Annotated in this window: 9 protein-coding genes and 1 other annotated feature; of the genes, 3 read left to right on the top strand and 6 right to left on the bottom strand. The window is 52.4% G+C overall.

Going from position 1 to position 10569, the window contains the following annotated elements; genetic code table 11:
- Positions 1–171 precede the first annotated feature (171 nt).
- The 3 genes from clpB to rluD form a co-directional block, all read right to left on the bottom strand.
- Positions 172–2745 (bottom strand): ATP-dependent chaperone ClpB, encoded by a 2574-nt coding sequence (clpB, locus tag JK223_RS13190; protein ID WP_212714632.1) that lies wholly within the window; start codon positions 2743–2745, stop codon positions 172–174.
- Positions 2746–2870: 125 nt separating this feature from the next.
- The gene (gene yfiH / locus JK223_RS13185; RefSeq protein WP_212714631.1) at positions 2871–3602 is read right to left on the bottom strand and encodes a purine nucleoside phosphorylase YfiH; all 732 of its coding nucleotides are present in this window, start codon (positions 3600–3602) and stop codon (positions 2871–2873) included.
- Positions 3599–4579 carry a 23S rRNA pseudouridine(1911/1915/1917) synthase RluD gene (gene rluD / locus JK223_RS13180; protein WP_212714630.1) on the bottom strand — a complete coding sequence of 327 codons (981 nt, stop codon included), beginning with the start codon at positions 4577–4579 and terminating at the stop codon, positions 3599–3601. Before rluD ends, yfiH begins: the two co-directional genes overlap by 4 nt.
- 128 nt (positions 4580–4707) lie before the next feature.
- On the opposite strand from rluD, the gene bamD reads away from it, so the two are divergent.
- On the top strand, positions 4708–5442 hold the full coding sequence (bamD, locus tag JK223_RS13175; RefSeq protein WP_212714629.1) for an outer membrane protein assembly factor BamD: 735 nt from the start codon (positions 4708–4710) through the stop codon (positions 5440–5442).
- A gap of 381 nt (positions 5443–5823) precedes the next feature.
- On the opposite strand, the gene JK223_RS13170 is transcribed toward bamD, so the two are convergent.
- Positions 5824–6174: a DUF6404 family protein gene (locus JK223_RS13170; protein ID WP_212714628.1), complete on the bottom strand. Its 351-nt coding sequence runs from the start codon at positions 6172–6174 to the stop codon at positions 5824–5826.
- Positions 6175–6493: 319 nt separating this feature from the next.
- Here JK223_RS13170 and raiA point away from each other — a divergent pair, with 319 nt between their 5' ends.
- Positions 6494–6826 carry a ribosome-associated translation inhibitor RaiA gene (gene raiA, locus JK223_RS13165; protein WP_212714627.1) on the top strand — a complete coding sequence of 111 codons (333 nt, stop codon included), beginning with the start codon at positions 6494–6496 and terminating at the stop codon, positions 6824–6826.
- A 97-nt stretch (positions 6827–6923) separates the two neighbouring features.
- Positions 6924–7049: a sequence feature (Phe leader region), on the top strand.
- Between the two features lie 34 nt (positions 7050–7083).
- Complete coding sequence (pheA, locus tag JK223_RS13160; protein ID WP_212714626.1) at positions 7084–8244, top strand: bifunctional chorismate mutase/prephenate dehydratase; 1161 nt, start codon at positions 7084–7086, stop codon at positions 8242–8244.
- A 40-nt stretch (positions 8245–8284) separates the two neighbouring features.
- On the opposite strand, the gene tyrA is transcribed toward pheA, so the two are convergent.
- Positions 8285–9406, bottom strand: a complete 1122-nt coding sequence (tyrA, locus tag JK223_RS13155; RefSeq protein ID WP_212714625.1) for a bifunctional chorismate mutase/prephenate dehydrogenase — start codon at positions 9404–9406, stop codon at positions 8285–8287.
- A gap of 15 nt (positions 9407–9421) precedes the next feature.
- A complete protein-coding gene (locus JK223_RS13150; protein ID WP_212714624.1) occupies positions 9422–10486 on the bottom strand; it encodes a 3-deoxy-7-phosphoheptulonate synthase in 1065 nt (354 codons plus the stop codon).
- Positions 10487–10569 lie beyond the last annotated feature (83 nt).

Raw genomic sequence — 10569 nt, 5'->3', positions numbered from 1 at the left:
CAGTGGGAGCGCATTATAGGGAGATAATTTTTTCTGACAAGGGTTTATTTCAAATAAATTGCCGAGTGTCGCTTTTTCAGCCATTTCGGGTTAAAAAAGCACAAAAGCGATGATATTCATAAAAAAAGCGGACGATAAACGTCCGCTTTCCGGTTTTTTCTTACGATCAGATTACTGATGCGCCACGATTTCCCCGTCTCTGACATCCATTTCGATGATTTTTCCGGGAACCAGTTGCCCGGACAGAATTTGCTGGGCTAACGGGTTTTCAATCTCATGCTGGATAGCCCGTTTCAACGGACGCGCACCATATACCGGGTCAAAGCCGGTTTCACCCAATAACTTCAGCGCATCATCAGAGATGTGCAACTGATAGCCACGTTCTTCCAGACGCTGATACAGCCTTTGCAACTGGATACGTGCAATAGAAGCAATATGCTCTGCCCCCAGCGGGTGGAAAACCACAACTTCATCGATACGGTTAATGAATTCCGGACGGAAGTGCTGGCCGACGACACTCATGACCAGGGCTTTCATCTCACCGTAATCCAGATCACCAAAACGTTCCTGAATCATGTCTGATCCCAGGTTCGACGTCATGATGATGACCGCATTACGGAAATCAACCGTACGCCCTTGTCCGTCAGTCAGCCGTCCGTCGTCCAGCACCTGCAACAGAATGTTAAAGACGTCCGGATGCGCTTTTTCAACTTCATCGAGCAGGATCACAGAATAAGGACGTCGTCTGACAGCTTCGGTCAGGTAGCCGCCTTCTTCATATCCGACATACCCCGGAGGGGCACCCACCAGCCGGGATACCGAATGTTTCTCCATAAATTCGGACATATCGATTCGCACCATGGCGTCATCGCTGTCGAACAGGAAGTTCGCCAGAGACTTACACAGTTCGGTTTTACCTACCCCGGTCGGCCCCAGGAACAGGAAAGACCCTACCGGACGGTTGGGATCCGCCAGCCCCGCACGACTACGGCGGATGGCATTCGCGACCGCTTCCACGGCTTCATTCTGACCGATAACACGATCATGTAATGCCTCTTCCATCCGCAGCAGTTTGTCACGCTCCCCTTCCAGCATTCTGGCGACCGGAATTCCGGTCCAGCGCGCCAGCACATCGGCAATCTCTGTATCCGTCACGCGGTTACGCAACATCTTCATCGATTTGCCTTCAGCCTGGGTCGCAGCGGCAAGCTGTTTTTCCAGTTCCGGAATTTTTCCGTATTGCAGTTCAGACATTTCGGCCAGGTTACCGGTACGACGCGCCTGCTCCAGTGCAATACGTGCCTGTTCCAGATCCGCTTTAATATTCTGCGTGCCGGTCAGCGAAGCTTTTTCAGCTTTCCACTCTTCGTCCAGTTCCGCATATTCGCGTTCTTTCTGATTCAGCTCGTTCTCAAGCATCTCAAGACGCTTAACGCTGGCATCATCTGATTCTTTCTTCAGTGCCTGCTGTTCCAGTTTTAACTGAATAATCCGTCGTTCCAGCCGGTCCAGTGATTCAGGTTTTGAATCGATCTGCATACGAATGCTGGAGGCGGCTTCATCGATCAAATCGATAGCTTTATCCGGCAGTTGCCGGTCAGCGATATACCGGTGTGACAAATTAGCCGCCGCGACAATAGCCGGGTCCGTAATTTGTACATGGTGATGCAATTCATAACGCTCTTTCAGGCCGCGAAGAATAGCGATGGTATCTTCGACCGTAGGCTCATCCACCAGCACTTTCTGGAACCGGCGCTCCAGTGCCGCGTCTTTTTCTATATACTGACGGTATTCATCCAGAGTGGTCGCCCCGACGCAGTGCAGTTCACCGCGCGCCAGCGCAGGTTTAAGCATATTACCGGCATCCATCGCACCATCAGCTTTACCGGCCCCCACCATGGTGTGCAGTTCATCGATAAACAGGATAACGTTACCTTCCTGTTTGGAGAGATCATTGAGGACCCCTTTCAGGCGTTCTTCAAACTCACCGCGATATTTCGCCCCGGCGACCAGCGCCCCCATATCCAGCGCCAGCACGCGGCGACCTTTCAGGCCTTCCGGAACTTCACCGTTAATAATACGCTGCGCCAGTCCTTCCACGATGGCCGTTTTACCGACGCCAGGCTCACCAATCAGGACAGGGTTATTTTTGGTACGCCGCTGCAGGACCTGGATCGTGCGACGGATTTCTTCATCACGACCGATGACAGGGTCCAGTTTCCCCTGCTCTGCCCGTTCGGTCAGATCGATGGTGTATTTCTTTAATGCCTGACGCTGGTCTTCAGCACCCTGTTCGTTCACGTTTTCGCCCCCACGCAACTGTTCTATGGCACTGGTGAGTTTGTCGCTGTTTGCTCCGGCCGATTTCAGAATATCCGCCAGAGCTCCGCGTGAATCCAGCGCAGCCAGAACAAAAAGTTCAGATGAAATAAAAGTATCACCGCGCTTTTGTGCCAGCTTGTCACACAAATTGAGTACGCGGATAAGATCAGCGGAAGGCTGGACGTCGCCGTCACTGCCTTCAACCTGAGGAAGTCGTTTGATTGACTGTGTTATTTTTTCCCGCAGAGCGGCAGCGTCCAGCCCGGCAGAAGTAAGTAAAGGAGTCAGCGATCCCCCTTCCTGAGTCAGCAAAGCACTCATTAAGTGAAGAGGTTCGATAAATTGGTTGTCGTTGCCGAGTGCCAGTGACTGAGCATCAGCCAGCGCTTGTTGGAATTTATTGGTTAGACGATCCAGACGCATAATTCCTCCTGTTAAAGGTCAAAATGCTACAGGAGATTAAATGAGGCCAATCCCTCAAATATTCAAGTTTTATAACCCGGAAAACTAAGAAAAATTACACATACAGGATCGTCCAGCGGCTAAGATTATACCAGCCACACCAAAGTTGCCATACGTCCGGTCACGCTCTCCCGGCGGTAGGAGAAAAAAGCCCCGGGTTCGGAATAGGTACAACGCCCGCCACCATAGACGGCAATGACGCCGGCACGGGAGAGACGCTGTCTGGCTAACATCCAGAGATCCGCGAGATACTTTTGCTCAACAGGGATAAAGGCTTCTGCCGCTGCGGGGTCGTGGGCAATAAACGTATCGCGCACTTCCGGGCCGACCTCAAATGCCTGCGGGCCGATGGCCGGCCCCAGCCACACCAGGATATCTTCCGGCGGACTGCGGAACGTTGCCAGCGTGCTTTCAAGAACACCGCCACATAACCCCCGCCAGCCGGCATGGGCTGCAGCCACCTCCCGCCCGTCTCTGGAGCAGAAGATCACCGGCAGGCAGTCTGCCGTCATCACTGCGCAAACCTGCCCTTCTGCCCGGGTATAGCAGGCGTCGGCCTGCGGCCCCCCCCCCCTGGCCTGCGGTAAAGTAACGACATCGGTTCCGTGAACCTGATTAAGCCAGAGCGGCATCGCCGGTAAGCCGGCGAGATCACACAACAGGTGACGGTTTTGGCGGACATGTGCAGGATCATCGGCAACATGTGCCCCCAGATTCAGGCTGTCGTACGGCGGCTGACTGACGCCCCCGATTCGGGTTGTCGAGCAGGCTCTGACGTTCGCCGGTGCCGGCCACTCCGGAATAATCAGTGAACTCATAACCAGTCCATGTCGTCTTTATGTAGTTCCGTATCTGCTTTCAGTGCATCGATTAATTCGACCATATCCTGCGGCAATGCCGCATGCCATTCCATCTCAATCCCGGTGATCGGATGGTAGAGACGTAACATCGTGGCATGGAGCGCCTGACGGTCGAATCCTCGCAGGACAGAAATAAACTCTTCTGAGGCATTCTTCGGCGGACGTGGACGACCGCCGTACAGCTGATCCCCGACCAGCGGATGACTGAGATGAGACATATGCACACGGATCTGGTGGGTACGACCGGTTTCCAGACGCAGACGTAACCGGGTATGGGCACGGAAATGCTCCATAATACGGTAGTGGGTGACCGCCGGTTTGCCCATCGGGTGTACGCTCATATGGGTGCGTTTGGTCGGGTGACGGGCGATAGGCTCATCAACAAAGCCTCCGGCCGTCATGGTTCCGATAGCCACCGCCTCATATTCACGGGTGATTTCACGACGTTGTAACGCGTCTACCAGGTGAGTTTGCGCCGGTACGGTCTTGGCTACGACCATCAGTCCGGTGGTATCTTTATCCAGACGATGCACAATCCCCGCCCGCGGAACATCCGCAATGGCAGGATAATAATGTAATAATGCGTTTAATACCGTACCATCAGGGTTACCGGCACCGGGATGAACGACTAACCCGCGCGGCTTATTGATCACCAGAATGTCATCGTCCTCGTAAACGATCTCGAGCGCGATATCCTGAGGTTCCCAGCGAAGTTCCTCTTCAATTTCGGCATCAATAGTGATTCGTTCACCACCGAGGACTTTTTCCTTAGGAACGGTGGCCGGGATACCATTCAGGGTGACCCGACCCTGTAAAATCCACTCTTTTATGCGTGAACGTGAATAATCAGGGAACAATTCCGCTAAAGACTGATCTAAGCGTTGTCCAAGTTGCGCTTCGGAGACTGTCGCGGTGAGTTGTACTTGTTGTGCCATATAAGCTTCTTTCGTTAACGTTGGGTTTTCACGGCAAAGCCGTTTACTATAATGTGCTATCTTAGCTGATCATCAATGGACGCTTCACAGAAAGCCTCCGCTAAACCTTTGAGGATAATCATTTCGTCATGACGCGTATGAAACATCTGGTGGCCGTTGCCACTCTGGGCCTGGCACTGGTAGGTTGCTCCGGCTCTAAAGACATTGTCCCGGACAACCCGCCTTCGGTGATCTATGCAACCGCCCAGCAAAAACTGCAGGACGGCAACTTCAGGGCTGCCATTACCCAGTTAGAAGCACTGGATAATCGTTACCCGTTTGGTCCGTATTCTCAGCAGGTGCAGCTTGATCTGATCTATGCCTACTATAAAAACGGGGATATGCCGATGGCCCAGGCCACCATCCTCCGTTTTATGCGACTGAACCCGACACATCCTAATATTGACTATGTCATGTATATGAAGGGTCTGACCGACATGGCGATGGATGAGTCAGCAGTGCAACACTTCTTCGGTATCGATCGCTCTGACAGAGACCCGGCCTATGCCCGTCAGGCATTTACCGATTTCTCTCAACTGCTGCAGAGCTATCCGAACAGTCAGTACGCCGCTGATGCCAGACTGCGTTTGGTGGCTTTAAAAGACCGTCTGGCTAAACATGAACTTTCTGTGGTGCAATTCTATACCAAAAGAGGGGCTTATGTCGCGGTTGTTAACCGGGCACAGGACATGCTGACAAACTATGCAGATACTGAGGCGACCCGCCAGGCACTTCCGCTGATGGAAAATGCTTACCGTAAGATGCAACTCAACACCGAGGCCGATAAAGTGGCCAAAATCATCGCGGCTAACCAGAAGCGTTGATTCGGGGCATCCTCCCCCGGAGTACGACGAAAAAAGCAGCCCATCGTGGCTGCTTTTTTGTAATCCCGTGGGTTGTGCTTCTCCCGGCAACAGATTTGATGGGGCGGGAGCCCTGTCAGAGAGGCACAATTATACTGTTCCGCTGACTGTGGCCTCTTTCGCTTGCGAAGCAGATGCCAGTCATGGCAAGACGTACGATCCCGGGGCTTAAGAGGCTCTTTGTTCAGGCCGCAGAAACGCACAGAGGTCTTAAACATTGCACGTAAGCAGGAGGATTAATGCATGGGTCGGGGAATTGCTGTACTTCTTTCCCTGACGGTTTCAGTCGCCAGGGCTTTTTTCTTCACACGCGCTGATGGCAGGATAATGCCTCTTCCTGGATTAAAGGCTTTTCCATTCCGGCAAATTTTTTACCTTTCTGCGGTACAGGTGTGAACCTGCCACCATTAAGCCGAACAAGAGTCCCGCGACACTACCCGCAATCAAGGCCGCGGTTATCGTGTAACCTGCTTTCTGCCAGGCGAAAAACCACATGAACATCCCCCAGGGCAAACCAAATCCCGGCGCTGCCAGCAGGGCGATTAGCCAGAAGGGGGCTACCGGGAAAGGGGGGATCCGCACTCCCCTGGCCCATAAGAACTTCATCAGAAGTGGTGTGCGATGTGGTTGCCATACCTGTTTTTCTTCTAAAATCCGAATGGCTGTTTTTTTCCTTTCATCAAACGACGTCATCTCTGCCCCTCTGATTAAGCCTTTACGCTATTTCTATCCTGCATCCTAAGCTATCGCAGAGACGGGAATAAGGACCTCACGCCCCATGGTCAGGACCTCAGAATCATGGAGGAGCGCGGTGACCAGCGTCTCCTGATCCTATCAATAATGGCCGGTAATAATGGCGTATTCAATCATTATCTGTACTTTTCTCCGCGCAGCTTAGGAATTTTGCTAATTAACAAAAAGTGACTTTATTTTGTGATCCAGATCACATTATTCTTAACTGAAGCCGTTAATCTGAATGTCACACGATGGTAACAACAGAGAGGTAAGTGCGATGATTATGAACATCACCAGTAAACAAATGGAAATTACCGACGCTATCCGCAACCATGTTGAAGACCGTCTGACCAAACTGGAGAAGTGGCAAACCCAGCTGATAAATCCCCATATCGTGCTGTCGAAAGAGCCAAAAGAATTTGTCGCCGATGCGACGATAAATACGCCCAATGGCCCGCTGGTCGCGACCGGCAGACACACAGATATGTATGCCGCCATTAATGACCTGCTCAGCAAACTTGAACGCCAGCTGAATAAGGTTCAGCATAAAGGTGAGGCAAGACGCGCCTCAGCCAGCGTAAAAGACATTATTCCGGCTGAAACAGAATAACCTGAGATTCCCCGAACGCGCCCGCAGGGCGCGTTTTTAGTTGACGCGCCCTGGCGCAAAAGTTACTCTCGGAAAACATCTTCCAGGGACAACCTGCTATGCAAACCTCCGTGTTTTTCTTCTCATTCTTTTTTAGCGCATCTTCTGCCGGGAGACCTGTCGTCGTTTAAGAATGAATGAGAAGACGAACAGCAAAGCCTCCCGCCCGGGGGGCTTTTTTATTGGGTATAAAAATAACAGGAATACAGGTGACAAAAATGAGCGCAGAGCCCTCTTTAGAGCATTTACGGGAAAGGATCACCCGCCTGGATGAACAGCTTCTGTCTTTACTGGCAGAACGTCAGGAGGTGGCTGTCGCGGTAGGCAAATTCAAAATGACCACCCACCGCCCTATCCGTGATATCGAAAGGGAAAAGCAACTGCTGGAGAAACTGATTGAAAAGGGACGTCGTCAGTCATTAGACAGTCAGTACATTACCCGCATTTTTCAGTTGATTATTGAAGAATCGGTACTGACCCAACAGGCTCTGCTGCAGAAAGCTCTGAATCAGGCGCAGGAAAACAGTGCACGGGTTGCCTTTCTGGGACCTAAAGGCTCTTACTCACATCTGGCAGCACGTCAGTATGCATCCCGGCACTTTTCGCATATGACCGAGGTCGGTTGCAGTAAATTCGGGGACATTCTGCAACAGGTCGAAACCGGGCTGGCGGACTATGCCGTATTACCCCTGGAAAATACCAGTTCCGGTTCGATAAACGATGTCTATGATCTGTTGCAGCATACCAGTCTGCACATTGTCGGAGAACTCACCGTACCGATTGACCACTGTATCCTGGTGCCCGCCGACACCCGGCTGGATGATATCACTACCGTTTACAGCCATCCGCAGCCTTTCCAGCAATGCAGCCATTTCCTGGCACGGTATCCGCACTGGAAGATTAAATATACCGAAAGCACCGCAGCCGCCATGGAAAAAGTGGCAGAATTGCAGGATAGCCAGGTCGTGGCGCTGGGCAGTGAAGCCGGCGGTAATCTGTATAATCTGCAGGTGCTGGAACGTAATCTGGCCAATCAGCAACAAAATATGACCCGCTTTATTATCCTGGCCCGTAAGCCGGTGAAAGTTTCTGCACAGGTCTCGGCCAAAACCACCTTACTGATGGCCACAGGCCAGCAATCCGGGGCGCTGGTCGATGCATTGATGGTACTCAGGAAATATGGTCTGGTAATGACCAAACTGGAATCCCGCCCGATCAACGGAAATCCCTGGGAAGAGATGTTCTACCTGGATATTCAGGCCAATGTCCACGCAGAGGAAATGCAACAGTCTCTGGAAGAACTGACCGCCCTGACCCGCTTCGTTAAAGTCCTGGGCTGCTACCCGGGAGATAACGTCATTCCGGTCTCCGTCGACTGACGGTTCAGGGCACCTGAGGGTGCCCTGATGTCTGAATCGGTTACGCGCGATTATCGTTGGCTGAGCGCAACAGCCCCCGGCTCTCGGTAAGAAATGAAGAGGCATAATCGCCGAACCAGCGCTCGATACTACGAAAGCTGCCGATGAACTCCGCTTTATCCCCTGATTCCAGTAACGCGATCGCCTCACCAAACCGCTGGTAATAACGTTTGATCAGGGCCAGGTTATTTTCTGAAGACATAATAATGTCCGCATACAGCTGCGGGTCCTGGGCAAACAGACGCCCGACCATCGCCAGTTCCAGACGATAGATTGGCGAGGAGAGTGCCAGCAGCTGCCCCAAATCCACATTTTCCTCGGCCAGATGCAGACCATAAGCAAAAGTGGCAAAGTGACGCAGGGCCTGAATAAAGGCCATATTCTGATCATGCTCCACCGCACTGGTACGATGTAACCGCGCACCCCAGACCTGAATCTGTTCCAGCAACCATTGATAAGCCTCTGGCTGACGCCCGTCACACCAGACCACAACCTGTTTCGCCAGGCTGCCGCTGTCAGGGCCAAACATGGGGTGCAGCCCCAGTACCGGTCCCTGATGCGCAGCAAGCATCGCCTGCAGCGGTTTATTTTTAATCGAGCACAGGTCGAGCAAAATACAGTTATCAGGCAATGGCGGTAATTGACGGATCACCTGCTCTGTCAGATGGATAGGAACGCTGATCACCACCATCCCGGCATCACTGAGCAACTGTTCTGCGTTGTCCCAGTCATCTTTTTCCAGCGTTCTGACCTGGTAACCTGACAGCGTCAGCATCTTACCGAATAAACGCCCCATCTGCCCTTTACCGCCGACAATGACCACCGGACCAAGGTCCGGGTTCAGTGTTTTGAAACCTTTATCATTCTCGCTGGAATAAGATTCCCGCATCACCCGGCGTAACACATCCTCAATTAAATCCGGCGGGACACCGAGTTGTTCAGCCTCTTTCCTGCGTGACTCCAGCATGCTGGCTTCACGTTCAGGCACATAAATAGGCAATCCATAGCGGCTTTTGACTTCACCGACTTCAGCGACCAGTTCCAGGCGCCTGGCCAGCAATTGCAGCAAGGCTTTATCCGTTTCATCAATTTTATCGCGTAGCGCGGTTAATTCGGCCACCATAATCTATAACACCTCTTATGACACCCGCAGCGCGGTACACATATCCTGATGAATATCGCGCAGCAGGGTTTCTGTAGTTTCCCAGCTGATACAGGCATCGGTCACCGAGACACCATAGCGCATAGCCGAACGTGGCTGATCCGGTGACTGATTTCCTTCATAAAGATGACTTTCCAGCATCAGGCCCATAATGGAACGGTTACCGTCTTTGATCTGGGCCATGGCGGATTCAGCCACCAGCGACTGACGGCGATAGTCTTTACAGGAGTTGCCATGACTGCAATCTATCATCAATGCGGGTCTGAGACCCGCATTCTGCATCTCTTTTTCACAGGCAGCCACATCTTCCGGACCGTAATTCGGGGTTTTACCGCCACGAAGGATGACATGGCCGTCGGGGTTACCGCGGGTTTGCAATAAGCAAACCTGTCCGGCCTGATTAATCCCCATAAAGCGGTGAGGCATAGAGGCTGCCCGCATGGCATTAATCGCCGTGCTCAGGCTGCCATCGGTACCGTTTTTAAAGCCTACCGGCAGAGAAAGCCCGGAAGCCATTTCACGATGGGTCTGGGATTCTGTTGTCCGTGCACCGATAGCAGCCCAGCTGAACAAATCCCCCAGATATTGTGGTGAGTTCGGGTCCAGGGCTTCGGTCGCCAGCGGCAGCCCTTTTTCCGCCAGCTTCACCAGAAGATCTCGTGCAATCTGTAGTCCGCGCTCAACATCGAATGACCCGTCCATATGCGGGTCATTGATAAGGCCTTTCCAGCCCACGGTTGTCCGCGGTTTTTCAAAATAGACCCGCATGACCAGATAGAGGCTATCGCTGTATTTTTCTGCCAGTTGCTGATAACGCTCCGCATATTCCAGCGCCGCGTCAGGATCATGAATCGAACAGGGTCCGCAAACCACCAGTAACCGGCGATCACGCCCGGCGATAATGTCTGAAATCACCTGCCTGGAGCGCGCTATTTGCGCCTGCAGCTGATCGGATAGCGGGTACTGCGCCTTCAGTTGCTCTGGCGTCATCATTATCCGTTCTTCGGTGATATGTAAATTATTCAGCGTATCTTTTTGCATGGTTGGCATCCTGTAATCACGGCTCGTTACGTCGCTCTGGTCAGCGTGGCCACAGCCTACCATACGGAGTAAACTTTTCAATC

The sequence above is a fragment of the Tatumella sp. JGM118 genome (assembly GCF_018257515.1).
GTDB lineage: Bacteria > Pseudomonadota > Gammaproteobacteria > Enterobacterales > Enterobacteriaceae > Tatumella > Tatumella terrea.
Note: the sequence above shows the minus strand (reverse complement) of the source record. Positions and strands in the feature narration are given on the sequence as shown.

What these genes read in the sequence shown, in the direction of transcription:
- clpB (WP_212714632.1), bottom strand. Translation starts at nt 2,745, where the DNA reads ATGCGTCTGGATCGTCTAACCAATAAATTCCAACAAGCGCTGGCTGAT.
- yfiH (WP_212714631.1), bottom strand. Translation starts at nt 3,602, where the DNA reads ATGAGTTCACTGATTATTCCGGAGTGGCCGGCACCGGCGAACGTCAGA.
- rluD (WP_212714630.1), bottom strand. Translation starts at nt 4,579, where the DNA reads ATGGCACAACAAGTACAACTCACCGCGACAGTCTCCGAAGCGCAACTT.
- bamD (WP_212714629.1), top strand. Translation starts at nt 4,708, where the DNA reads ATGACGCGTATGAAACATCTGGTGGCCGTTGCCACTCTGGGCCTGGCA.
- JK223_RS13170 (WP_212714628.1), bottom strand. Translation starts at nt 6,174, where the DNA reads ATGACGTCGTTTGATGAAAGGAAAAAAACAGCCATTCGGATTTTAGAA.
- raiA (WP_212714627.1), top strand. Translation starts at nt 6,494, where the DNA reads ATGATTATGAACATCACCAGTAAACAAATGGAAATTACCGACGCTATC.
- pheA (WP_212714626.1), top strand. Translation starts at nt 7,084, where the DNA reads ATGAGCGCAGAGCCCTCTTTAGAGCATTTACGGGAAAGGATCACCCGC.
- tyrA (WP_212714625.1), bottom strand. Translation starts at nt 9,406, where the DNA reads ATGGTGGCCGAATTAACCGCGCTACGCGATAAAATTGATGAAACGGAT.
- JK223_RS13150 (WP_212714624.1), bottom strand. Translation starts at nt 10,486, where the DNA reads ATGCAAAAAGATACGCTGAATAATTTACATATCACCGAAGAACGGATA.